The organism is Streptomyces sp. 5-10, assembly GCF_014712245.1.
GTDB classification, from domain to species: Bacteria; Actinomycetota; Actinomycetes; order Streptomycetales; family Streptomycetaceae; genus Streptomyces; species Streptomyces violaceusniger.
On the sequence record NZ_JACVYG010000041.1, the window covers coordinates 36,448 to 59,308 of the forward strand.

General features: G+C 70.6%; 20 protein-coding genes. 13 read left to right on the top strand and 7 right to left on the bottom strand.

Going from position 1 to position 22,861, the window contains the following annotated elements; translation table 11 throughout:
* Window positions 1-81: 81 nt before the first annotated feature.
* The 3 genes from IEJ02_RS34185 (at window position 82) to IEJ02_RS34195 (ending at window position 2,348) form a co-directional block, all read left to right on the top strand.
* Complete coding sequence (locus IEJ02_RS34185; protein ID WP_191068383.1) at window positions 82-354, top strand: MFS transporter; 273 nt, start codon at window positions 82-84, stop codon at window positions 352-354.
* Window positions 355-1,077: 723 nt separating this feature from the next.
* Window positions 1,078-1,470 carry a hypothetical protein gene (locus IEJ02_RS34190; RefSeq protein ID WP_223864937.1) on the top strand — a complete coding sequence of 131 codons (393 nt, stop codon included), beginning with the start codon at window positions 1,078-1,080 and terminating at the stop codon, window positions 1,468-1,470.
* A gap of 401 nt (window positions 1,471-1,871) precedes the next feature.
* Entirely contained in the window at window positions 1,872-2,348 is a 477-nt protein-coding gene (locus IEJ02_RS34195; protein ID WP_191068385.1) for a nuclear transport factor 2 family protein, read from the top strand.
* Between the two features lie 158 nt (window positions 2,349-2,506).
* Here IEJ02_RS34195 and IEJ02_RS34200 read toward each other — a convergent pair whose 3' ends face one another.
* Window positions 2,507-3,442 (bottom strand): EamA family transporter, encoded by a 936-nt coding sequence (locus tag IEJ02_RS34200; RefSeq protein ID WP_191068386.1) that lies wholly within the window; start codon window positions 3,440-3,442, stop codon window positions 2,507-2,509.
* Window positions 3,443-3,511: 69 nt separating this feature from the next.
* Here IEJ02_RS34200 and IEJ02_RS34205 point away from each other — a divergent pair, with 69 nt between their 5' ends.
* A complete protein-coding gene (locus tag IEJ02_RS34205) occupies window positions 3,512-4,393 on the top strand; it encodes a LysR family transcriptional regulator (protein WP_223864938.1) in 882 nt (293 codons plus the stop codon).
* Between the two features lie 436 nt (window positions 4,394-4,829).
* Here IEJ02_RS34205 and IEJ02_RS34210 read toward each other — a convergent pair whose 3' ends face one another.
* On the bottom strand, window positions 4,830-5,963 hold the full coding sequence (locus IEJ02_RS34210) for an FAD-dependent oxidoreductase (RefSeq protein WP_191068387.1): 1,134 nt from the start codon (window positions 5,961-5,963) through the stop codon (window positions 4,830-4,832).
* Between the two features lie 146 nt (window positions 5,964-6,109).
* Here IEJ02_RS34210 and IEJ02_RS34215 point away from each other — a divergent pair, with 146 nt between their 5' ends.
* From IEJ02_RS34215 to IEJ02_RS34230, 4 genes are all read left to right on the top strand, one after another.
* Window positions 6,110-6,829: a TetR/AcrR family transcriptional regulator gene (locus IEJ02_RS34215; RefSeq protein ID WP_191068388.1), complete on the top strand. Its 720-nt coding sequence runs from the start codon at window positions 6,110-6,112 to the stop codon at window positions 6,827-6,829.
* Window positions 6,830-7,047: 218 nt separating this feature from the next.
* Window positions 7,048-7,317 carry a hypothetical protein gene (locus IEJ02_RS34220; protein WP_191068389.1) on the top strand — a complete coding sequence of 90 codons (270 nt, stop codon included), beginning with the start codon at window positions 7,048-7,050 and terminating at the stop codon, window positions 7,315-7,317.
* A 53-nt stretch (window positions 7,318-7,370) separates the two neighbouring features.
* A complete protein-coding gene (locus tag IEJ02_RS34225; RefSeq protein ID WP_191068390.1) occupies window positions 7,371-8,000 on the top strand; it encodes a TetR/AcrR family transcriptional regulator in 630 nt (209 codons plus the stop codon).
* Window positions 7,997-8,845 carry an SDR family NAD(P)-dependent oxidoreductase gene (locus tag IEJ02_RS34230; RefSeq protein WP_191068391.1) on the top strand — a complete coding sequence of 283 codons (849 nt, stop codon included), beginning with the start codon at window positions 7,997-7,999 and terminating at the stop codon, window positions 8,843-8,845. Before IEJ02_RS34225 ends, IEJ02_RS34230 begins: the two co-directional genes overlap by 4 nt.
* Before the next feature lie 210 nt (window positions 8,846-9,055).
* Here IEJ02_RS34230 and IEJ02_RS34235 read toward each other — a convergent pair whose 3' ends face one another.
* The 5 genes from IEJ02_RS34235 to IEJ02_RS34255 all read right to left on the bottom strand — a co-directional run bounded on the left by IEJ02_RS34235 (window position 9,056) and on the right by IEJ02_RS34255 (window position 15,033).
* Entirely contained in the window at window positions 9,056-10,009 is a 954-nt protein-coding gene (locus IEJ02_RS34235) for a TIGR01777 family oxidoreductase (RefSeq protein WP_191068392.1), read from the bottom strand.
* 257 nt (window positions 10,010-10,266) lie between these two features.
* A complete protein-coding gene (locus IEJ02_RS34240; RefSeq protein ID WP_191068393.1) occupies window positions 10,267-11,718 on the bottom strand; it encodes a carboxylesterase/lipase family protein in 1,452 nt (483 codons plus the stop codon).
* Window positions 11,715-12,752, bottom strand: a complete 1,038-nt coding sequence (locus IEJ02_RS34245) for an alpha/beta fold hydrolase (protein WP_191068394.1) — start codon at window positions 12,750-12,752, stop codon at window positions 11,715-11,717. The genes IEJ02_RS34240 and IEJ02_RS34245 overlap by 4 nt, the downstream gene beginning before the upstream one ends.
* 25 nt (window positions 12,753-12,777) lie before the next feature.
* On the bottom strand, window positions 12,778-14,067 hold the full coding sequence (locus IEJ02_RS34250) for an esterase/lipase family protein (RefSeq protein ID WP_223864939.1): 1,290 nt from the start codon (window positions 14,065-14,067) through the stop codon (window positions 12,778-12,780).
* A 204-nt stretch (window positions 14,068-14,271) separates the two neighbouring features.
* On the bottom strand, window positions 14,272-15,033 hold the full coding sequence (locus tag IEJ02_RS34255; RefSeq protein ID WP_191068395.1) for a DeoR/GlpR family DNA-binding transcription regulator: 762 nt from the start codon (window positions 15,031-15,033) through the stop codon (window positions 14,272-14,274).
* A 430-nt stretch (window positions 15,034-15,463) separates the two neighbouring features.
* Here IEJ02_RS34255 and IEJ02_RS34260 point away from each other — a divergent pair, with 430 nt between their 5' ends.
* From IEJ02_RS34260 to IEJ02_RS34280, 5 genes are all read left to right on the top strand, one after another.
* Window positions 15,464-16,936, top strand: coding sequence for an APC family permease (locus IEJ02_RS34260; protein WP_223864940.1), 1,473 nt, complete (start codon window positions 15,464-15,466; stop codon window positions 16,934-16,936).
* A complete protein-coding gene (locus IEJ02_RS34265; protein ID WP_191068397.1) occupies window positions 16,933-18,366 on the top strand; it encodes an FGGY family carbohydrate kinase in 1,434 nt (477 codons plus the stop codon). Before IEJ02_RS34260 ends, IEJ02_RS34265 begins: the two co-directional genes overlap by 4 nt.
* Window positions 18,363-19,802 carry an NAD(P)/FAD-dependent oxidoreductase gene (locus IEJ02_RS34270; protein WP_191068398.1) on the top strand — a complete coding sequence of 480 codons (1,440 nt, stop codon included), beginning with the start codon at window positions 18,363-18,365 and terminating at the stop codon, window positions 19,800-19,802. The genes IEJ02_RS34265 and IEJ02_RS34270 overlap by 4 nt, the downstream gene beginning before the upstream one ends.
* Window positions 19,799-21,058 (top strand): NAD(P)/FAD-dependent oxidoreductase, encoded by a 1,260-nt coding sequence (locus tag IEJ02_RS34275; RefSeq protein WP_191068399.1) that lies wholly within the window; start codon window positions 19,799-19,801, stop codon window positions 21,056-21,058. Before IEJ02_RS34270 ends, IEJ02_RS34275 begins: the two co-directional genes overlap by 4 nt.
* A 461-nt stretch (window positions 21,059-21,519) precedes the next feature.
* A complete protein-coding gene (locus IEJ02_RS34280) occupies window positions 21,520-22,770 on the top strand; it encodes a cytochrome P450 (RefSeq protein ID WP_191068400.1) in 1,251 nt (416 codons plus the stop codon).
* Window positions 22,771-22,861: the final 91 nt, after the last annotated feature.

A 22,861-nucleotide genomic window follows, 5' to 3' on the forward strand; every position in this document is an offset into this window, starting at 1 on the left:
CCGTGATGGGTTGGCTGGGGGTAGCCGCCCGGGCGGTCCAGACAGCGGGTGTACGGGGCGCCGATGGCGCCCCGGGGGAGTGTGGCCGATCAGCCACCGATCGGGGTGTCGGCCGACCGGCACGGCCCCCGGGTCCTGGTGGTCCTGCCGGTGCTGACCGCCGCGGTCGCGTGCCTGGCTTTCACCAACACCGTCGCGCTGGCGGCGGCCGGTTCGCTGGTGTGGGGTGCGGCCATGGGCATCCAGGAATCCACCCTGCGCGCCATGGTGGCCGACCTGGTCCCCTCCGGGCGCCGGGCGACGGCATCTTCGCCGGCGTCGTCGGCGCCGCCAGCCTCGCGGGTGGTGCGCTGACCGGCGGTCTGTACGGCTACTCCATCCCCGTGCTGATCACCGTTGTGGTGGTCATCCAGGTCCTCGCCCTGGCTCTCCTGGCCGTCACCGCCGCCCGGCGCACCAGGGGCGAGCCACGGTGAGGTGGGCTATCCGTTGGCGATACCGGAGAGGTCGCTCACCACGACCGGAGGTAGGTCCGTGGCCGCCTCGGTCTGGTCGGCGGTACCGGTAGGGGCCGTACCGGTCGAGGACCATGCCGTGCAGCACCGAGGACCACGGCGTGCAGCACCCCCATCGGCGCGGCGGCCAGACCTCCGCCCGCTCCGCCGGCGGCACCAGCCACTGAGTCCGGCAGGCCGAAGTGCCAGGACCGCCTGCCCTCGTCGGCAGCACCCTGTCGAAGGCGCTGCTCGGCGACCGTCGGCACCCCGGTCGAGCGCACGGCCACTTGTAGTGGACAGCACTTGCTACCCGTTGGAGGCTCCGACCGTCCCCTGGATCACCCAGTGATCCCTAAGCCGCTTGGCACGTGGCGACGACGGCGGGTGTAGCGTGAAGCGGACTCGGCCGGTCCGCCCGGCGAATCTGTGTCCTGACGGGGGACCTTTCACCATGCATCGCCTTCCTCGCGTCGCCGCTTTCGGCGCGCTCGCTGCCTGCTCCCTCCTCGTTCTCTCGGCCTGCTCCAGCGGCAGGCCGGATGATGCGTCGTCCGACGCCGGGAAGGAAGGGAAGAAGGACATGAGCAACAGCGGCTCGCCGGGTTCGAAGACCACGTCGTCGCCGTCCGCCACGGCGGGCGGGCCGGCCGGCGGATCCGGCACCGCCCAAGCCGTCACATCCAAGGTCGAGGTCAGTATCAAGTCGTGCCAGCTGCGCGACGCGTCCAAGCTGTTCGCGGTCGTCCAACTCGACAACGCCAACGGCGCGGCGGACTACGCCTACACCGTCAAGGTCCGTTTCCTGAACTCCGCACACCCCGGCCAGGCGGTCTACACCACCCTCACCAAGCAGCCCGTCCAAGCCGGAGCCATGAAGAGCGCGCTCGCGTCCGCCGCGTGGAGGGGCGACTCCGCTGCGATGCCCAAGACGTGCGAGGTCGCCAAGGCGACCAAGGTAAAGACGGCTGGCTGACTTCGGCCGCTGCCGCGTGCGGTGAGAGTCGCGTCGAGGGCTCCTTGGGCAGGACGATCTGCTCGCGGGGTGGGGGTCAGCCCATGGAGTTCGCGTACGACGTGGGCCGGAACCACCCGGTCGCGGGAGGCGTCCTGCGCTTCCAATGATGGGGCCCCGGGGGAGCCATGCGTCCAGGAGCAGGCTCTGGATCTCGGCTGCGACCGGGGTTGCGGTCTGGTCGGATCCGGTCGGCGGCACCGAGGACATAGCGGCAGAGCCACTGGGTGTCTTTGAACGTGGTGTCCCGCGCACCTGCTTCACCCCACGGCTCCGCGGTCCCCGGCACGGAGCGGCTTGCCCCTCGCCGAAGCGTTGAAAAGGAGTCGTGAGCGTTCCGACTGGGCTGGTAGGAAGTGGAGATGACTACTCACGACCTCGATCCAGTTGAGCGTCTTCTCGCGGAACGTGCCTGTGAGCGCTTGGTCTTGGAACTTGTGCGTCGGCTCGACCTGGGCGATCCGAGTACGGTCTGCGACCTCTTCACCCCAGACGGCGTCTGGGAGTGGCCGTATGACGGGCGACGGATCGAAGGCCGCGATGCGCTGCGTGCCTACTTCGGGTCTCGGCCGGTGGACCGCTTATCCCGGCGAATGTGCACGAACATCCTGGTTACCGTCGACTCGCTGGATACCGCCGAAGCGACGACCTACTTCGCCACCTATCGAGTCGACGGATATACCGAGGATGCGCTTGTTCCGCCCCGGCTGCCGGCGAACATCGGCCACTACGAGGACACCTTTCGCAAGATCGACGGCACCTGGCTTATGGCGACACGCGTCCTCGTCCTGCCTTTCGGTGGGCCAACGGAACGTCTGGACGCTCCGAGCCGATCCTGATCAGGAGCCAGCGCTCAGTGCCCGGTCCTTTTCGTCCAGCGGCTGGCGTTCACGCGGAGAGGACGTCCGGCGCCACTGCCACGGGCCGATCTTCCTCAGCGAGTGACGGGAGGACAGCTATACGGGCTCGAGGTCACGAGATGATCGCGCCATGTCGGTCACCGCCCGGAGGCGCGCACGGCTCCGGCGCTCGCCGTCACCACCAGGGTGATGGCGATGAGGTCGATGCCGGCCAGGCCCTGGTTCAGGACGAGGTAGCCGGCCAGGGCGGCGACGGCCGGGGCCAGGCTCATCAGGACGGCAAAGGTGGCGGCAGCCAGTCGGCGCAGCGCCAGCAGCTCCAAGGTGTAGGGCAGGGCGGAGGAGAGCACCGCGACCACCGCGCCCAGGCCGAGGGTGACCGGATCGAGCAGCCGGCCCCCGGCGTCGGCGAGACCCGCCGGGAGGCTGAGGACTGCTCCGACCACCATCGCCAGGGCGAGGCCGTCAGCCCTGGGGAAGCGGGCGCCGGTGCGGGCGGACAGCAGGATGTAGGCCGCCCACAGGGCGGCGGCGCCCAGGGCGAAGCCGACGCCGGCGCCGTCCAGGCTGTCCAGACCGCCGCGACCGAGCAGTGCCACGCCGCCCAGAGCCAGCGCGGCCCACAGCCAGCCGGTGGCACGGCGGGCGGTGACCACGGACAGTACGAGCGGGCCGAGCACTTCCAACGTGACCGCCGCTCCCAGCGGAAGGCGGGCGATGGCCTGATAGAAGAGGGTGTTCATGCCGGCCAGGGCGACACCGAAGGCGACGATCACCGCCCAGTCGGCGCGCCGGTGGCCGCGCACCCCGGGCCGGCACACCGCCAGCAGCAGCACCGCGGAGACGGTCAGGCGCAACGCGACGATGCCCAGGGCGCCGGCCCGGGGGAACAGGGAAGCGGCCACCGCGGCGCCGAACTCCTGGGCCAGCAGGCCGCCCAGAACCAGGCCGGTTCCCAGCACCGGGCCGCCGACCGGCCGGCCGCGGGGCCCCTGCACGGGCGGCACGGACCTGGCGGCTGTATAGGCGGCCAAGGGAGCGGAGGAGGGAGCGGAGGAGGGTGTGGCGGTCATGCGATCGACGCTACGGACGGGTGAGTGACCTGGGAAATGCCGATCCACCCGCGATTATGCTTCCAAGGTATGACCATGGAGCTACGGCACCTGCGGGCCTTCCTCGCCATCGCCGAAGAAGGCGGTATCACGCGCGCCGCCGCCCGCCTGCACATCAGCCAACCCGCTCTCTCCCGCACGCTGAGAGCGCTGGAGGAGCACCTCGGTGTCCGGCTCATCGACCGCTCCACTCACCACCTGCAGCTGACCGACGCGGGACGGGCGTTCCGCGTCCGGGTCGCCGCCGCCGTGGCCGCCGTCGACGCCGCCCTCGACCCCGGCCGCACCGAGGTCTGGCCGCTGCGCGTGGGGCACACCTGGTCGGCCCTGGGCCGCCACACCTCCACCGTGTTGCGCCGCTGGCAGCAGGCCCACCCCCGAACGCCGCTGGACCTGCTGCGCATCGACGACGGCACCGCGGGCCTGGCCCACGGGCGCGTGGACGCCGCGCTGCTGCGAGGCCCCCTGACCATCCCCGGTGTCTCCAGCGCCCTGCTGTCGTACGAGCCGCGCGTCGCCGCCGTTCCGGCGGACAGCGACCTGAGCGCACGTGCCAACCTGGTCCTCGCCGACCTGACGGGGCACACGGTCGTGCTGAACACCGTCTCCGGCACCACCACACCCCAGCTGTGGCCCGACGCTGCCCGCCCGGCCTCCACCTGGGACGTGGCCAACACCGACGACTGGCTGGCCGCCATCGCCGCCGGGCGAGGCGTCGGCGTGAGCAGCGCCGCCACCGCCGAGGTGCACCCCTACCCCGGGGTCGTCTACCGCTCGCTCGCCGACGCCCCCGCCCTTCCGCTCCACCTGGTCTGGAGCGAGCCCCCCGCCCACGCGGCGATTGCCGAACTGGCCGCCTTCATCAGCGAGTTCATCCATCAGTCGGCTCCAGCGCCCAAGCCCCCGGCGTAGGACGCATACGCCGATGAGGACTACGGCCATGTACCCCGTCCCGATCCGGCCCTCGCCGCCGAGCTCGAAGAGTGCTTCGCGTAGCCAGCAGGCAACGGCGAAGGGCACCGACTCGGCAGCATGCGGCCAAAAGGCGGAGGCCATGCGGAGCCTCCCAGGTGGCCCGCGCTTCGCGCGCCGGGCGGCGGAGCAACCCGACGGCAGCTCTCCGGTGCGCGGGTGGCGTGCGGTGCGGTCCATCGCGGAGAACGCGCCGTCGTGGATGCGCAGGGCGAGTTGGTCGCGGTGGAGGACGTCGAGCACGTCGAGGATGTGCCCGGTGCCACGTACGGGGCGGAGCATCTCGGAGGCTGGCGGCCACCTACAAGGAGGCCGGCCGGAACACGCCGGAAACGTGCCGTTCGGGCCTTGAGGACGTGGCTGGGAGGTTCTGAACCTATGCCGGCTCGGGTCGTTCCGGGTTCGGGACGAAGGCGGGCAGCGCGGCGAGGCTGTGGCGCACGGCCTCGCCCCCGTACTCGAACATCTGCCGCTCGTAGCTGTCGACTGCGGTGAGAAGATCTTGACGGCCCTCGGCGGCCTCAATGAGGCAGCGGCCCAGCAGGGCGGCATCGCGCAGGGCGGTGTTCGCACCATTGCCGCCGGTTGGAGAGGTGGCGTGGATAGCGTCACCGAGCAGCGTGACCGGACCGGGCGCCCAGCGCTCACCTGGCTCGACCACCCCGATGGACAGCAGGGTGCTGTTGTCCGGGTCGGCCTGTTCGATGAGCGCCTGCAGGTCCGGGTGCCAACCGTTCATCCTGGACAGCGCGGCCTCCTGCGCGGTCAAGGTGCCGAGAGAGCCGTTCGGCGGGAGGATCATGGCCCAGCGCACGTAGTCATGGATGTCAGGGAGCGTTACCTCGGGTGCCAGTTTCTCCGCCGCTTCCTTCGGCGGAATGGGGAACCGCATCGCCCCGAGCAACAGACTCACTCCGCCCCCGACGATCTTCCCGCCGTAGGCCCGGGACAGACCGGCGAACTGCTCCGTTAGCGGCGTGCGGCCGATGACGAACCGGACGCCGGTGTCCCTCGGGTTGGTCTGCGGCGTCAGCACCTGGCGAACCGCGGAGCCGACCCCGTCCGCCCCGACGAGCAGATCAGCGGTTGTCGGATCGCATTGCGCGAACCGGGCTTCGACCCTGCCGTTGTCCAACACGTCGTAACCGGTCAGCGCGGCCCCGGTGTGCACAGTGAGTCCGGTCAGCAGCAGGTGCCGGAGTACTTGCCGGTCCACCACGATCCCGCTCCGTGCAGGGCCGAGTTCGCCGATCGTGTTCAGCTGGGCGTCCAGGGCCAGTCGCTCAACGTAGGCGTCACTGACGACCGCGTCCAGCAGCGGGTGCCAATGCTGTGGCAGACAGCTACGCAGCGCCTCGAATCCGACCGGATCCAGTACGAGCCGGTACCCCTGAAATCGTGCGGTGATCGCTGGGTCTCGCTCGTACACGTCGACCTCGATCCCCGCACCGCGCAGCCCCTGCGCCAAGCACAGACCCCCCAGACCGGCTCCGACCACGGAAACGCGCATCACACACCTCCTGAACAGACTGTCCGAAACCCTGCTCAGGACCTGAGTAGGGGGTACGCCAACCACGCAGGGACGAACTTAGTTCTGCGCTCACGATCTAAGTTCTACGAAGCGAACTTAGATCGTATCAAGCTATGGTGATCGGTATGCCCTCCGATCCACGGCAACGCCGCGCAGCTCGCCACGCCCAGCCCGCTGGGGAGCCCTCAGTGGCGTCCCGACGCAAGAAGCCCATCACGGTCGACCGGATCACCGACGCCGCCCTGCAGGTCGTGGCCACCGAGGGCTACGACGCACTGACCATCCGTCGAGTCGCCGCGGTACTCGGCACCGGGCCGTCGTCGCTGTACGCGCACATCGTCAGCAAGGAGGACATCGACGATCTGCTCGTCGGCCGGCTCTGCTCCGAGGTCGTGCTGCCCGAACCGGACCCGGCCACGTGGCGCAAGCAGATCCTCGACGTGTACGCGCAGATCCGCGACCAGTACCTGAAATACCCCGGAGTCTCCCGTGCCGCGCTGGGCGTAGTCCCGACCAACCTCTCCACGTTGCGGGTCAGGGAAGGGCTTTTGGCGATCCTGCTCGCCGGCGGAATCGAGCCGCAGAAGGCTGCCTGGGTGCTCGATGCTCTGTCCCTCTACGTCAGCGCCTACGCCTTGGAGCAGTCGCTGGTCCAGCAGCGGCGCAGACACCCGGACCAGGAATGGGTCCTTGGCCGCGAGGAGTTGATCCGTCGGTTCACCGCCCTGCCGGCCGACACGTTTCCGCAGACCCGACGCTATGCCGCTGAGCTGACCTCCGGCACCGGACACGACCGGTTCGAGTTCACCCTCGGACTGATCATGGACAATCTCACCCAGCCCTAGCCGACACCGGCATCCGCCACTGCCGGATGAACGCGGCGGCGGATCTGCCGCGGATCCCCCTGCCTGCTGCCACTCGGGCTGGACGGGTGCTCTCCGCGCGGGCGGGGAAACCCGCTGGTATCCGCGTGAACCCGAAAGACGTACCTCCTGACGACGCGGCTGGAGCAACCGCGAGAGCAGACGGCAGACCGCAACGAGACGGCGGGGGCGGTGAGCGCATGACCGCCGAGCTGAGCGGTGTCGACCTCGCTCACCAGGTCCTGGCCGCCGCCTGCGGGCAGGCGAGGAAGCACCGCGGCCACCGCGAGGAGAAGCCGAAGCGGCACGCCGGCCAGGTCGTACGGCGGGATGGCCGCGAACCGCTCGGGCTCGGCACCGCGATCCCCTGGATGATGGCTGAACGCGGCATGGTCGCCCCGGCAGTCGGCGGCAACGTCCTCACCCGGTTCGACGACATCCTCGTCGCGGCCGCGCCCGAACTGGCGTAGACGCCTCATTTGAAATCGGTGCGTCTCGATTCGATTCATGTAGCCTCGGAACCATGGCGTCCGCACCTGAACCGGTCCGACCCGGCCGCAAGCGCAGTGAGGACAGCCGCACCGCGATTCTCGCCGCCGCCTGGGAACTCACGGTCGAGCTCGGCTACCCGGGACTGACGGTGCAGGGGATCGCCGCGCGGGCGGGCACCGGCAAGCAGACCGTGTACCGCTGGTGGCCGTCAAAGGCCGACGTGCTGCTCGAAGCGCTGGTACTCAAGGCCGATGTCCAGATCGGGCTCGACGATCACGGCAGCTATGCGGCGGACCTCCGCCAGTTCCTCGACCGGTCGTTCGCGCTCGCCCTCGAGCCCTCGATCATGCGCGTGATGCGCACGCTGATGGCCCAGGCCCAGATCGACCCGGAATTCGGCGCGTGCTTCCGCGAACAGTTCCTCGCCCGCCGCCGCGCCGCCTTCGAGGTCCTGGCGGACCGCGCCGTCGAGCGGGGGGATTTCCCGGCAGGTCGATCACCGGCACTCGACGCTCGGATTGTCTTCGGTCTCCTCTGGTACGACGTACTCGCCGAGCCTCCGCCGCTCGGAGCGCATCCCACCGGCGAGCCCCATCAGGTCCTCGTCGATGCCCTCATCAACCTCCTCACCCACAGTCCCGTGCGGGAAGGACCGGCATGACCACCACGACCATCGCGATCACCGGCGCCACCGACGGCCTCGGCCGCGCCCTCGCCCTGCGCCTCGCTGCCGACGACGATGTCCGACTCGTCCTGCACGGCCGCGACCCCGCCAAGCTCGAGCAGCTCATCGCCGAGATCCTCAAGTCCGGCGCCACCGCACCCGTCACCGCGACCGCCGACCTGTCCGACCTCGCCCAGGTGGCCGGGCTGGCCGATACCATCGCGGACAGCGTCGACACCCTCGACGCGCTCGTGAACAACGCAGGCATCGGCTCCGGCGAGCCCGACGGACGCGAGCGCCGCACCAGCCGCGACGGCCATGAGCTGCGCTTCGCGGTGAACTACCTGGCGACCTTCCTGCTCACCGAGAATCTGCTCCCGCTCCTGCGGGCCTCCGCGACCGCGCAGCACGCCGCCCGCGTCGTCCACGTCTCTTCCCTTGGCCAGCACCCGCTCGACTTCGACGACCTCATGCTCGAACGCGGCTACTCAGGCACGCGCGCCTACGGCCAGAGCAAGCTCGCGCAGATCATGCACTGCTTCGACCTCGCCGGACGGTTCGCGCCCACCGAGCTGACCGCCACCTGCCTGCACCCCGGCACCTACATGCCGACCAAAATCGTCCTGTCCGAGATCGGCGTCACCGCCGACACCCTCGAGTCGGGAGCCGAGGCCACCCGCAGGCTCGCCGTCGACCCCGCCCTCGAAGGCACCACCGGCCAGTTCTTCGACCGCCTCCGGCCCGCCCGCGCGAACGACCAGGCGTACGACGAACAGGCCAGGGCGGCCCTGCGCGCCCGCAGCCTCTCGCTCGTGGAGGGCCACCTCGCGACGGCGCGCTGACCCAGACACCTTCACGACCCGGACAACCGGCCTCGACCGCGCACACCCGCACTTCGAAGGCCGTGAGGAACGCGGCTCGGACCACCCTCGGACCCTGCCACGACCGCCGACGCCGGGAACCCTGGAGAGCCGCGACCTCCTGGTCGCGGAACCTGGATAAGGCGGGATGTTTTTTCGAGCGGTGCAGGGTTCTGGGCACCTCCTGGGTGCTCAGGTGCGGGATCGCTCCCGGCGTACCCGCTGTACGAGGTCAACAGCGGCTTGCGGCCATTCGGCGTGGTCGAACGCGAATCCGGCTTCGAGGAGTCGACCCGGCACGACGCGGCGGCTTTTGAGCAGGAGCTCGGTGTCAGAGCGCAGTACGAACGCGCCGATCTCAGCCATCCACTTCGTCGCCGGCAGGCCCACCGGGACGCCCCAGGCCCTTCGCAGCGCGCGCATGAACGCCCGATGCGGCAAGGGAGCAGGGGCTGCGAGATTGACGGGGCCGGTGACACCGTCCCCGTCGATCAGGAACTCCACCGCGCGAACGAAGTCGTGGTCGTGGATCCAGGACACGTACTGCGCGCCCCCCGCGACCGGCCCGCCGAGGCCGAGCCGCGCCAGCCACAGCAAATGGTCGAAGACGCCACCGCGATCGGGGCTCATCACCATCGCCGAGCGCAGGGCCACCTTGCGGGTGTGCGGCGTCTTTGCCCGCTCCTGCTCCCGCTCCCAGTTCTTCGCGATCTCGACGCTGAAGGCCCAGTAGCCGGGGACACCGGATTCGGTGCCGCCGATCACTCCGGTCGCTTCGTCGTGGGGTGCGTCCGAGCGGTGGGCGTAGATGGTGGCGGTACTCATCTGGAGCCAGACCCGGGGAGGCGTCCTGGCACCTGCGATCGCCTCACCCACGACACGCGCGGAGTCCACGCGTGAGTCCATCATGGCCCGGAGGTTCTCATCGGTGTAGCGGCAACTGACGCTGCGGCCGGCCAAATTGATCACGACATCGCTGCCGTCGATCGCGTCCGCCCAAGGGCCGAGCGTTCTGCCGTCCCACTCGGTTTCACCGTCCCGCACCGGCCGTCTGGTCAGCACCACGACCTGGTGGCCCGCGGCGGTCAGGGCACGATTGAGTATGCCGCCCACCTGACCGGTCCCTCCGGGTAACACGATCTTCATTCGGCCTTCCCTCCTGTGGTGTGCCCAGAGTACGACCTGCCTTCACAGGGACCCGCGGGTGCCGATACAACGTTCGCGCGGTTCAGGTCCGCGGCTGCCGAATTCGGAAGCGGCGAAGCGGATCTCTCGACAGACGCAGCACCAGCATCCGGATGGACCGTTGGACCGTGCTGTACGAGGTCGATCGGGGCGCCTGGGCCGCGATAAGGCTCGCCCCACGGGGCCGGCACCAGTGATCGTGGAGGCGGCGACCGGAACTAGCGCACGCCTTCCCAGAGCCGGCGTTCCTCTGTCCGAGGGTCGTCCCGCAGAGCGCGGTCCGCGGCGAAGACCTTTGTGGTGCGGGTGGTGGCGTCGTACGTGGGCCAGCCGGGGTCGCCGGTCTTCGCGAAGGAGACCCACGCTCCGTGCATCGCGTCCGCGAGGGCCTGGGGCGGGCGGTCGCCGAGGATGGGGCCGTAGGACGGGTCCTGGAGGCGGTCGAAGACGAAGGCCAGTTCCAGGGTGTGGCATGCGCCGAGGCGGGCGCGGAAGCGCGGGGAGCGCCAGGCGAACTCGTACAGGTACGAGCCCGGGACGGACTCGGCCAGGCGGATGGCGGGGATCCGGTAGAACCAGTCCGTCGCCACCGCGGCCAGGAGCTCACCCGGGGTGGCACCGGGGCGGGTGGCGCGGTAGCGGGGGAGTGCCTGGTCCGGGTCCAGGCCGTAGGCGGCCGTCCCGGCACGCAGCTCCGTTTCGGAGACGGTTTCCAGGCGCTCTGTGGGAACCAGGAAGAAGCGGTACTCCTCGCTATTGCTGCCGATCAGAAGGTCGACGCCGCAGTCGGGGCCGGGAAGGGCGAGATCGGCCGCCACCGGTTCGAACGGCATGATGTTGAGCACCGCCTCGCCCCACAGCGCCGGGTCCGGGCGCGCGCCCATCTCGGCGCGGAGTTCCGCCTGCGCGGGGAGGAGGCCGGTGAGGGGGACCGCGGCGAAGGCGTCCGGGGCCGGTTCGACGCCGAGCTTCGTGGCGAGGCGGGAGGTGATCCGGGCCGCCGAGGCGGGGCGCAGGAAGTGGTGACACGCACCGCTCTGGAGGATCGCCCGGCGGAACAGGCCGCGCGCCCCGCCGGTGGACAGCAGGACGCCGATGCTCATGGCCCCCGCCGATTCGCCGAAGACGGTCACCTGATCGGGATCGCCTCCGAAGGCGGCGATGTGGGCGCGGATCCAGTTCAGGGCCGCTACCTGGTCCAGGAGGCCGCGGTTGTCGGGGACGCCGGGCAGGTGCAGGAAACCGTCCGCGCCCAGGCGGTAGTTGAGGGTGACGCACACGACCCCGTCGCGGGCGAAGGCGCTGCCGTCGTACGCCGACGCCGACCCCGCGCCGTTGGAGAAGGCCCCGCCGTGCAGCCACACCATCACCGGCAGACCCGCCCCCGGCTCCGGCGCGGGGGTCCAGATATTGAGATTCAGGCAGTCCTCACCGGGGATGACGTCGTCCGGCACGAGGGCGTCGAAGGGCGGTGCGTAGGGTGCGTGCGGCGCGGTGGGACCATAGGCCGTGGCATCGCGCACTCCGGTCCACGGCTCGGGCGGAGCCGGTGCGTGGAAGCGGCGGGGGCCGAAGGGCGGGGCGGCGTAGGGAACGCCCAGGAAGGACGCGACACCGTCCGGGGAGGTACTGCCGCGGACGGCACCCAGGGCGGTGACGCACACCGTCATGCCGACAGGACCTCCAGCAGCGCCGCGCCGAACTCCTCGGGGCGCTCCAGATGCACCGCGTGCCCGGCATCGGCCACGGCCACCTCCCGGACCGTACCGCCCCCGGCCGCGTAACGGTTCAGCACGTGGCGGGTCTGCGCCACCATCGGCTGGGCGGGTGTCCCGTCCCAGCCCGGCACCGCGCCGATCGCGCCCAGGTGCGCCAGGTCGAACAGCGAGGTGTCCGAGACGATGACGTCGTCCTCGCCACGGATCCACAGGATCGGCGGCTTGGGGTCGACCAGATGCAGCCCGTCGAGGCGGAAGTGGAGCGGGGACATGCAGTTGAGCACTCCCCGGGTGCCGGGTGCCACGCCCGGCCAGACGGGAGAGGTCACGCTGTCGCCCGGGTAGTGGTCGTCGCCCGTCCGCGTGGTGAGCATGGCCTCGACGTACGCGTCCTCGTGCCCGGAACGCCACGGCGGCTTGAGGTAGTAGTTCGCCAGGACGGCGCGGGGCGAGAGCGGGGAGCCCTCCCCGCGGTCGCCCTCGGCGAGCCGGGCGACCAGCTCCGGGTTGGCCGTGCCGCCGCCCGAGCCCGCCCCGTCCGGGGAGTTGAGGGCGCCGTCCACCCCGTGCGTGCCGCCGAAGCCGTACGGGGAGACCGGGTTGACCAGGGTCAGGGAGCGCACGGCGGCCGGGTGGTCGCGGAGGTACTGCAGACCCACGCCCCCGCCCATGGACCAGCCCACCAGATGCGCCCGGTCGATCCCGAGGGCCGCCAGCAGCGCCGCGAGGTCGTCGACGTGGTCGCGCAGGCCGCGCGTGGCGTCGATGGGCAGCGGGTCGGTGCCGCCGAAGCCGCGGAGGTCCGGTGCGATGGGGCGGTAGCGGTCCGGCAGCAGGGGCAGCGTGGTGTGCCAGAAGGCGGCGGAGGAGACGTTGCCGTGGACGAAGACGACCGGTTCCCCCTCGTCCCGGACCTCGGCGATCTGGACGCTGAGCCGCTCGGTGGGCACACGCCGGGTGCGGATGATATTCGTCGTCGTGGTCATGTGTGTGGTCCTTCGCGGGAGTCCGCTAGGCGAGCCAGGTGGCGACCTGGGCGGCGGCGGAGGTGTTCCAGCCCAGTTCGAGGTGGTTGGCGCCGACGATGGTGGCCGTGCCGCCGACCGTGGGGATGCCGGTGGTGTCGAGTGCGCTGGCGATGAAGACGACACCGTCGCTGGGGGCGCGGTTCTCGTTGAAGATGCCGAGGACATCGGGGGATCCGCCGGCCAGCAGATAGGTGGTGACGGCGGCGGGTACTCCGGCGTTGTGCAGCGGCTCGATCAGCGAGCCGGCGTCGATGGCGGCCTGGATGCCGCTGCCCGCCGTGTACAGGCCCTGGCCGCCGTAGTACGTGGTGTACCAGTCCTGCGCGGCGCCGTCGACTCCGTAGACCCCGTCCCAGCGGGCCAGCATCTGGCGCTGGCCGGGGTAGGCGTCGTACCCGCCGGAGGGTGTCATCGAGAACTCGGGGCGCGCCGTGTACGTTCCGTAGCAGGTCATGTGCGAGTGCGGCGAAGGCGCGTTGACCTTGCCCCCGCATTCGGGCCAGATGGAGAAGTCGTGCGCCCAGCCGTGGGCGTAGGGGTAGTCATAGCCGCCGTTCGGGCCGCCGAGGGTGATGAGCTTGCGCACGTCGCCGGCGTAGGCCCGTCCCCAGCTCGGCTTCACGGACGACACATAGGCGCGGGCCGACATCTCCCCCTTGCTCCAGCCGACCACGTCGACCTTGCCGACGCCCAGCTTCGCCTTGATGACGGCGATCGCGTCGCCCACGACCTGCGCCTGCATCAGGTTGTCGCCCTGCTTGTGCGCGAAGCCGACGGCGAAGACCCGGTGGCCGCGCGCGGACAGGTACTGCATCAGCCCGGTGGACGGGCAGGAGAGGGCGCCGCAGCCGTAGCCGCCCGCCTCGCCCGGATTGGCCCAGGCGCGGTCCGCGGTGTCGTTCGCGCCGTGGACGAGGAGCACGGGCGTGGTCCGGGTGCCGGTGTCCCAGCCGGGGGCCGAGTAGAGCAGGAAGCGGCCGGAGTACGGGCGGGAGACGCCGTCGAAGTACGTCACGCGCTGTCCGTCCTGGTCGCCGCGGCCGTCCGGTGGGTAGTCCTCGGTGCGGAATCCGGCGGTGGTGTCGAGATAACGCTCCACGCGCTCCCACCCACCCGTCACCACACCGGCGCCGTAGCTCGCCTCCTGGGTGAGATAGGAGGGCGGCTCCGCGGCGGACGCGGTGCCGGAGGCGGCCGGCAGCCCGGCCACCACCGCCATCAGGAGGGCGAATAACAGCCGCCAGCCACCTGCCCGGATTCGTCGGCACCGCATGTTTCGGACCCCCTTGTCCATGGCTTACACCACACTGCCCCGCTCGGCGCTCACGTTAGGCAAGAGCTACCGGGAAAGGCATGTGCGCGGGCTCCACAAGGAAAGTGGCCCGTGTGGGGGCAGCGGCTGCCCCTTCGGTCGCCTGTTACGCGCAGGCCCGCATCTGCCATGAACACACGCGCGGGGCCCGCGGAGAGAGGGGCCTCAGGCCACGATGACACCGCATCCGGCCCGGCTCAGGGCGGTGCGCAGTTCGGCCGGGCACGGCTTGTCGGTGATGAGGGTGTCGAAGCCATTCAGTTCGCACACGCGATGTGCGGCCATGCGGCCGAACTTGCTCGAATCGGCCAGCACGTACCGGTGGGAGGCGTTGTCGAGCATCGCGCGCTTGGTGGCGACCTCGTCGAGGTGGAAGTCGGTCAGGCCGTATGCGGCGATGCCGCCGGAGCCCAGGAAGACGGCGTCGGCCCGCAGGTTGCCGAAGAACTCGACGGCCTGTGCGTTGGAGCAGGCCAGGTCGCCGGGGCGGAGCCGGCCGCCGCTGACCAGGACCTCCACTCGGGGGCGGGTGCTGACTTCCGAGGCCACGAGCAGCGAGGGGGTGGCGATGACGCCGACGTGATCGGCGGGCAGGGCGCGGGCCACTTCCAGAGCCGTGGTGCCGACGTCGATGACGACGGTCTGGTTCGGCTCGATGAGCGCGGCCGCGGCTCGTCCGATCGCTTCCTTCTCCGCGGCCAGCGTGCCGCTGCGCTCGTTGAAGGATGCCTCCTCCCCGACCGGCGCCTGGCGGCTGGTGGCGCCGCCGTGGACCCGGGAGAGCTCGCCGCGGCGTTCGAGCAGTGCGAGATCCCTGCGGATCGTTTCGTGGGAGACGCCGAGCAAGGTGGTGAGGTGATCGGTGGTGATGAAGTTGAGCCGGGCGATCTCGGCGACGATTCTGCGATGGCGCTCGGCAGCGAGCACGGCTCACCCCTTGATGATGACTGCTTCTGTGGACCTGTGACTGAATCCTACCGTTGCCCGGATCCCTCCCGGTCGGGTCACGGCCCTCGTGCGGGCCTTCGCGGTGCGTGTGATGGGCGGCGATCGCCTGGCTGTCCTGGGGTTTGCGGGCAGGGGAACCCTTGACGTGATGCGCGCCCTAAGCCACACTTCCAGAAATCGACGGTCAGATTCCCACGGAACCGGTCACTCCCGGGCGTGGCCAGGCCCTACCGCGCATGCTCGGTGGGGCCCGTGGCGTCGATCACCTTCGGTTTCCTTCACGTCCGACAGCCCCCACTCTCAACAGCGGGGGCGCCCCCGAGCAGGGATTCGAGTCATGGCACACGCAGATGAAGGTCTTCACGGAGTGAGACCAGACGCCCCGACGAGCGGCGAGGGTCCCCAGCGCATGTCCCGGGAACTGGGCTGGTACGCCTCGTTCTCCGTGGCCTTCGGGTTCGTGTCGATCGCGACGGGCATCTTCACCACCTATGGGTCGGTACTCGCCAGCTCCGGTCCCTGTGGCATCTGGGCCTGGCCCATTACGGTGATCGGCCAGCTGTCCGTCGCCCTGGTCTTCGGCGCCCTCGCGGCCCGGATACCGATCAGCGGCTACTCCTACCAGTGGGTGTCCAGGATCGTGGGCCCGGTGTGGGGCTGGATCATGGGCTGGATCTCGTTCGCCTTCCTGGGGGTGGTCCTCGTGGCCGTGGACTACACGATCGCTTCCACCATCCTTCCTGAGCTCTTCCGCTACGTCGGAACGGCACAGAACGCCTGGGCGATCACGGCGGGTGTGGTGCTGCTCCAGGCCGTTCTGGTCGCCGCCTCCACCCGGACCACGCACCGGGTCAACAACGTGGCGGTGACGATCCAGCTGATCGGCATGGTCGCCCTGACCACGCTGCTGTTCGCCGTGGGCGCCTTCACCGGCAAGCTCGATTTCGGGCACCTCTTCGACAGCGGACCGGTCCCCGAAAGCGGCTACTACGCACTGGGCGGCGCCACCCATGCCGGCCCGTTCGCCCTGGCGTTCCTGCTCGGCGCGTTCACCATCGTCGGTTTCGAGTCGGCGGCCAATCTGGCCGAGGAGACGCGGAACCCGGCCCGGGTCATCCCCAAGGCGATGGCGCAGGCGGTGCTGTCGCTGGGCGTGCTCGGCTTCCTGTTCCTGGTCGCGGTCACCGCCGCGGCCGGTGGGGTCGACGGCGTGGGCGCGTCGGCGACACCGGTTGCCACGGTGATCACCGCCGTGCTGGGGTCGGTCGTCGGAAAGATCCTGCTGGTCCTCGTCGTGGTCTCGATCTTCTCCTGCGGACTGGTGATCACCCTGAGCGGCACCCGGCTGGTGTACGCGATGTCCCGGGACGAACGTTTCCCCGGCTGGCAGCTGCTGAAGCGCGTCGACCGGCGTACGGCGACTCCGCTGAACGCCTCGGTGTTCATGATGCTGATCGCCCAGATCATCCTCGCGGTTTTCTCCCGCTCCACGGACGCGCTCTTCCAGCTGTTCTCCGCCGGTACGTTGCTGCCGGCCATCATCTACGCGGGAACCGTCGCGATGTACGCGATCAAGCGCCGGTCCCTGCCCCCGACCATGGGCTTCTCACTCGGTCGCTGGGAGATTCCGGTCCTCGTCGTCGCCGCCGTCTGGCTGGTGTACGAGCTGCTGATCTTCCGCGACGCCTCGTTCCGCGGCCCGTGGACTTACGTCCTGGTGCTGTTCGCGATCGGTGCCGTCTATCTCGCCGGGTTGCTGGCGCTCAGGCGCCGGAGCGGGCTGACCATGCCGGACCTGGCGGACGTCGATCGCGTGCTGGACACCACCGGCACCGCCACCCGGAAGCCGAGTGACATCACCCCCGGAGGTGGCGCGCGATGACCGCGATCCTCGCCATCGATCAGGGGACCTCCGGCACGAAGGCCATCGTCGTCGACGACGAGGACGGCACCGTCGCGATCGCCGAGGAGACCATCTGTCCCGCCTATCTGGCCGGGGGAGGCGTCGAACAGGATCCGCACGAGCTGCTCAACTCCGTCCTCCAGGCCGGCCGCAGAGCCGTCAGCGCCGCCGGCCGGCCGATCGACTGCGTGGCCCTGGCCAATCAGGGCGAGACCGTACTGGCGTGGGATCCCCGGACCGGGGCTCCCCTTTCGCAGGCCATCGTGTGGCAGGACCGGCGCGCGGAGAGCGTGTGCCGGGAACTGACCGCTCATGCCGCGCGGATCGCCCGGCGCACCGGGCTGGTGTTGGACCCGTACTTCTCCGCGCCGAAGATGGCCTGGCTGCGCCGCAACGTCACCGGTGAGGGCGTGGTGACGACCACGGACACCTGGCTGGTACACCAGCTCACCGGCGCATTCGTCACCGACGCCGCCACCGCGAGCCGTTCGCTGCTCCTGGACCTGGACAGCGTGACCTGGGACGGTGAACTCGCCGATCTCTTCGGTCTCGGGCAGGAGCGGCTGCCGCGCCTGGTCGCCGGCGACGAGATCGTCGGCACGACCCGGGCCTTCGGCGGGGACATCCCGGTGGCCGGCCTGATCGTCGACCAGCAGGCGGCGCTGCTGGCCGAGAACTGCCTGGAGCCGGGCACGGCCAAGTGCACCTACGGCACCGGGGCCTTCCTGCTGGCCAACACCGGCCGGAACGCGGTGCGATCCACTGCCGGCCTGACCACGTCGGTGGCCTGGCGGATCGCCGGACAGACGCCGTACTGCGTGGACGGTCAGGTCTACACCGTCGCTTCCGCGGTGCGATGGCTGCAGGACCTCGGCCTGATCCGGTCAGCCGGCGATCTCGACGCCGTGGCCGCGGCGGATGCCGGGGGAGCGCTGTGCGTACCGGCCTTCGCCGGCCTCGCCGCCCCCTGGTGGGCGCCGCAGGCGGCCGCGTCGTTCACCGGGCTGACGCTCGCCACCCGTCGCGAGCACCTCGTCCTGGCCGTCCTGCAAGGCGTCGCCGCCCAGGTCGCCGAGTTGTGCTCCCTGGTCGCGGCCGATCTGGGCCGGCCGCTGACCCGGCTGCGCGCCGACGGCGGACTGACCCAGTCCACCACCCTGATGCAGGCCCAGGCCGATATCGGCCAGATCCCGGTCGACATCTACCCCCACGCTCATGCCACCCCCCTCGGCGCGGCCGCCCTCGCCCGCTGCGCCCTCGACCCCACGCTCAGCCTCGAGGAGGCGGTCGGCGACTGGCAGCCGGCCACCGTCTACGAACCCCGCTGGTCCCCGGACCGGGCCGAGGAGTTCCGCACCACATGGGCGCAGGCCGCCGCGGCCTGCGCCGACAAGGGAGAACACACATGACCGCCACACCCCACCGCCCCGCGGGCGGCGTCTTCGACGTCGCCGTCATCGGCGGCGGCATCGTCGGCGCGGCCATCGCACGCGAACTGTCCGGATGCGACGTCTCCGTCGCCTTGCTCGAAGCCCGCGACGATGTGGGCGACGGGACGAGCAAAGCCAACACCGCCATCCTCCACACCGGTTTCGACGCCAAGCCCGGCACGCTCGAATCCCGGCTGGTCGCCCGCGGCTACCACCTGCTCAGCGCCTACGCCAAGGCCACGGGCATCCCCGTCGAGCACACCGGCGCCGTACTGGTGGCCTGGAACGGGGAAGAGCTCCGGGCGCTGCCGGGACTGAAGGAAAAGGCCGAGGCCAACGGCTACGAACACTGCCGGATCGTCGACGCCGACGAGGTCTACCGCGTCCTTCCCGACCTCGGGGACGGCGCACTCGGCGGCCTGACCGTGCCGGACGAGTCCATCATCTGCACCTGGACCACCACTCTCGCCCTGGCCACCGACGCACAGCAGCGGGGCACCACCATCCTGCTCCAGCACGCCGTCACCGGCATCGACGAGGGCCCCGAGAGCACCACGCTGCACACGTCCTCGGGGGATGTGCGCGCCCGCTGGGTCGTCAACGCCGCCGGCCTGGGCGCCGACCACATCGACCGGCTCTTCGGCCACGACCGATTCACCGTCACCCCGCGCCGCGGCGAGCTGTTCGTCTTCGACAAGCTCGCCCGCCCCATGGTCGACAAGATCGTGCTGCCGGTCCCCACCTCTCGTGGCAAGGGCGTGCTGATCTCCCCGACCATCTACGGCAACGTCATGCTCGGCCCCACCGCCGAGGACCTCACCGACCGCACGGACACCTCGACATCCGAGGACGGCTTCGACTTCCTCCTCCGCAAGGGCGAAGGGCTCATGCCCCGGCTGCTGGCAGAGGAAACCACCGCGAGCTACGCCGGTCTGCGCGCGGCCATCGACCACCCCGACTACCTCATCGAGGCCACCCCCCAGCAGCGCTACCTCCTCGTCGGAGGCATCCGCTCCACCGGCCTGACCGCAGGCATCGCCATCGCCGAACACGTCCGCACCCTCTTGGAGGAGGCGGGCCTGAACCTGCGTTCCCGCGGTGACCTGCCCGAGCCGCCCCGGATGCCCAACATCGGCGAAGCCGCCCCGCGCCCCTACCAGGACGCCGACCTCATCGCCCGCGACCCTGCCTACGGCACCATCGTCTGCTTTTGCGAACGCGTCACCGAGGGCGAGATCCGCGACGCCTGCCACGCCCCCCTGCCCGCCCGCGGTCTCGAAGGGCTGCGCCGCCGCACCCGCGCCATGAACGGCCGCTGCCAGGGCTTCTTCTGCGGAGCGGCCGTCACGGCGCTGAGGGAAGAACACCACCACCACGACGGCCGCAGCAGCCGACAGCACAAGGACACCCGATGACCCAGCAGCCGCACCCGATCACCCCCGACGTCCTGATCATCGGCGCCGGACCCGCGGGCCTGACCGCGGCCGCGGAACTGGCCTCCCGGCACGGCGGCCGAATCCTCGCCGTCGACCGTGAACCCGCCGCCGGCGGCATCCCCCGCCACAGCGACCACACCGGCTACGGTCTGCGAGACCTGCGCCGTGTCATGTCCGGACCCGCGTACGCACGCCACCTCGTGCGGCAGGCCACCGCCGCCGGGGCCGAGATCCGTACCCACACCATGGTCACCGGATGGTCCGACGACCACACCGTCGACGTCACCGGTCCCGAGGGCCGCTATCGGATCCGCCCGCAGGCCATCGTGCTGGCCACCGGCGCCCGTGAACGGCCCAGGACCGCGCGCCGTGTCCCCGGCGACCGCCCGCACGGTGTCTACACCACGGGGCAGCTCCAGAACCTCGTCCACCTCCACCACCGCCCCGTCGGCAAGCGGGCCGTCATCGTCGGCGGAGAACTGGTCAGCTGGTCGGCGGCCGTCACCCTGCGCGAAGCGGGCTGCACACCCGCCCTCATGATCAGCCGGTATCCGAAGGCCGAATCCTACGGCGTCTTCAACGCCGCGGGACGCGCCGTGCTGCGCGTCCCCGTCGCCACCCGCAGCCGCATCACGCGGATCATCGGCAAGGGCCGCTGTCAGGCCGTCGAGATCGAGCACCTGGACACCGGCCTGCGCCGGACCGTCGCCTGCGACACCGTCGTCTTCACCGGTGACTGGATCCCCGACCACGAACTGGCCCGCACCGCCGGCATCGCCCTCGACCCCGGCACCCTCGGTCCCCTCACCGACACGGCCCTGCGCACCAGCCGGCCCGGCGTCTACGCGGCCGGCAACATGCTGCACCCCGTCGACACCGCCGACGTAGCCGCCCTCGACGGCCGGCACGTCGCCCACCAGGTCATCACCTACCTCCAGGGCCTGCGCGAACACGCCGAGGGGGTACGTCTGCTCGCCGACGCCCCCTTCCGCTGGGTGGCCCCGCAGATCCTGCGCCCCCAGGACCCCGCGCCTCCGCGCGGCCGACTCCTGCTGTGGAGCGATCAGTTCGTCCGCTTCCCGAAGATCGCGATCCGTCAGGACGGGCGGATCATCGCCCGCCGCTCCTTGCCCTGGCCGGCCGCGCCGGGGCGTGTCTTCCGCGTCCCCTCGAGCGTGCTCGAGGCAGTCTCTCCCAGCGGGGGACCCGTGCACATCGGATTGGAGCGTGTCTGAGGGCGCGGGCAGGTCCGTGGTGTGACGGGCTGGCCGAGACCCTGTCGCGGGTCCGGCCGGCCGGGACGGAACGGAGCGTGCGGGTGACGACGAGACTCCGGCTGTCGGGCCGGACCGACCGACGTCCGCGCGGTCACGGTCGCAGCGCCCCCCGTTGCCAGTCGGCGGTGTTCTGCGCGGGAGTCGGCGGTGTTCTGCGCGGGCGAGGGGCGCGGTGAGAGGGGGTCCGGCCCTGTGTGACGGTGGTGCGGCTTGTTTCCGTACCGTCGCCGACTTCCCTTCCCGTGGCGGGTGGCTGTTAGCCTTCTGCCCACGTCGTCCGCCGTGCGGGACCCAGGGGTTCCCCATGACCGGACGTCACCTACGCCAGCCGTAAGCACGGTGAGCCGGTCGATCGGTCGAGCGATGCGGGACTCCTTCGGCGTGTCGGCGAACGTGCCGCCTACCCAGGAGCGCACCGCATGAATCACCCCCAGATCCCCTCGCCTCCCGTGGGCTGCCCCGCCCACGACCCCGGCGTCGTACGCATGCATGCCCTGCGGTTCCAGGCCGATCCGGCCGAGTTGTACGGGCAGTTGCGGCGGGAACATGGGCCGGTCGCCCCGGTCCGGCTCGACGGCGACATCCCTGCTTGGCTGGTCCTCGGCTACCGCGAGGTGCACCGCGTCACCACCAACCCCGAGCTGTTCGCCCGCGATTCTCGTCGCTGGCACGCCTGGGACCGGATCCCGGAGGACTGGCCGCTGCTGCCGTTCGTCGGCTATCAGCCGTCCGTGCTGTTCACCGAGGGCGCAGAGCATCAGCGGCGCTCGGGGGCGATCAGCGACGCGTTGTCGGCAACGGACCAGTTCGAGCTGCGCGCGCACAGCGAGCAGGTCGCCGACGAACTGATCGACGCGTTCGCGGGCAGCGGCCGGGCCGAGCTGATGACCGAGTACGCGAGCCAGGTTCCGTTGCGCGTGGTGGCCCGGATCTGTGGCCTTGAACCTTCCGAGACGGCCGACCTGGAGCGGGACATGACCGCCTCACTGGACGACGGCGAAGGAGCTGTCGCGGCGTATGGCCGCATAGCCGCGAAGATGGCGGAGTTGGTGGAGCGAAGCCGCCGTGAACCCAGGCCGGACGTGCCTTCGCGGATGGTGGCTCACCCGGCCCGGCTCAGCGACGAGGAGATCGTCCAGGACATGATCGCGATCATGGCCGCCGGTCAGCAGCCCACGTCCAACTGGATCGGCAACACCTTGCGGCTGATGCTGACCGATGACCGGTTCGCCGTCACGATCTCCGGCGGGCGCCGCAGCGTCAGCCAAGCGCTCACCGAGGTGCTGTGGGAGGACACTCCGACCCAGAACTTCATCGGGCGCTGGGCATCGCGGGACACCGACCTCGGCGGGCAGCAGATCAAGGAGGGCGACTGCGTCATCTTGGGCCTGGCCGCCGCGAACACCGACCCGCAGGTGCGGCCGGATCTCGCAGCCAGCTCCGGCAACCAGGCCCATCTGTCCTTCAGCCACGGTGAGCACCGCTGCCCGGAGCCGGCGCCGGAGTTGGCCGAGATCATCACCAAGGCGGCCATTGAGGTGCTCCTCGACCGGCTCCCTGATGTGGTGCTGTCGCTCCCCGCCGATGAGATCGAGTGGCGGCCGTCCGTCTGGATGCGGGGCGTGACCGCCCTGCCGGTCGAGTTCACTCCGGCCCACGTCCCCCTGTGACCGTCCCGGGGGTTTCTTCCCAGCCCCCGCCCGTTCCGCACGGTCGACGATCGCGTCGGCCTGGGCGTGATGCGCGTCCGGCGCCGTCGGA

Bases quoted from the DNA above. Each gene is read 5' to 3' on its own strand.
- IEJ02_RS34195 (WP_191068385.1), top strand. From the start codon at position 1,872: ATGACTACTCACGACCTCGATCCAGTTGAGCGTCTTCTCGCGGAACGT.
- IEJ02_RS34220 (WP_191068389.1), top strand. From the start codon at position 7,048: ATGACCGCCGAGCTGAGCGGTGTCGACCTCGCTCACCAGGTCCTGGCC.
- IEJ02_RS34200 (WP_191068386.1), bottom strand. From the start codon at position 3,442: ATGACCGCCACACCCTCCTCCGCTCCCTCCTCCGCTCCCTTGGCCGCC.
- IEJ02_RS34260 (WP_223864940.1), top strand. From the start codon at position 15,464: ATGTCCCGGGAACTGGGCTGGTACGCCTCGTTCTCCGTGGCCTTCGGG.
- IEJ02_RS34280 (WP_191068400.1), top strand. From the start codon at position 21,520: ATGAATCACCCCCAGATCCCCTCGCCTCCCGTGGGCTGCCCCGCCCAC.
- IEJ02_RS34235 (WP_191068392.1), bottom strand. From the start codon at position 10,009: ATGAAGATCGTGTTACCCGGAGGGACCGGTCAGGTGGGCGGCATACTC.
- IEJ02_RS34240 (WP_191068393.1), bottom strand. From the start codon at position 11,718: ATGACGGTGTGCGTCACCGCCCTGGGTGCCGTCCGCGGCAGTACCTCC.
- IEJ02_RS34270 (WP_191068398.1), top strand. From the start codon at position 18,363: ATGACCGCCACACCCCACCGCCCCGCGGGCGGCGTCTTCGACGTCGCC.
- IEJ02_RS34190 (WP_223864937.1), top strand. From the start codon at position 1,078: ATGAGCAACAGCGGCTCGCCGGGTTCGAAGACCACGTCGTCGCCGTCC.
- IEJ02_RS34225 (WP_191068390.1), top strand. From the start codon at position 7,371: ATGGCGTCCGCACCTGAACCGGTCCGACCCGGCCGCAAGCGCAGTGAG.
- IEJ02_RS34230 (WP_191068391.1), top strand. From the start codon at position 7,997: ATGACCACCACGACCATCGCGATCACCGGCGCCACCGACGGCCTCGGC.
- IEJ02_RS34215 (WP_191068388.1), top strand. From the start codon at position 6,110: ATGCCCTCCGATCCACGGCAACGCCGCGCAGCTCGCCACGCCCAGCCC.
- IEJ02_RS34245 (WP_191068394.1), bottom strand. From the start codon at position 12,752: ATGACCACGACGACGAATATCATCCGCACCCGGCGTGTGCCCACCGAG.
- IEJ02_RS34265 (WP_191068397.1), top strand. From the start codon at position 16,933: ATGACCGCGATCCTCGCCATCGATCAGGGGACCTCCGGCACGAAGGCC.
- IEJ02_RS34210 (WP_191068387.1), bottom strand. From the start codon at position 5,963: ATGCGCGTTTCCGTGGTCGGAGCCGGTCTGGGGGGTCTGTGCTTGGCG.
- IEJ02_RS34250 (WP_223864939.1), bottom strand. From the start codon at position 14,067: ATGCGGTGCCGACGAATCCGGGCAGGTGGCTGGCGGCTGTTATTCGCC.
- IEJ02_RS34275 (WP_191068399.1), top strand. From the start codon at position 19,799: ATGACCCAGCAGCCGCACCCGATCACCCCCGACGTCCTGATCATCGGC.
- IEJ02_RS34205 (WP_223864938.1), top strand. From the start codon at position 3,512: ATGACCATGGAGCTACGGCACCTGCGGGCCTTCCTCGCCATCGCCGAA.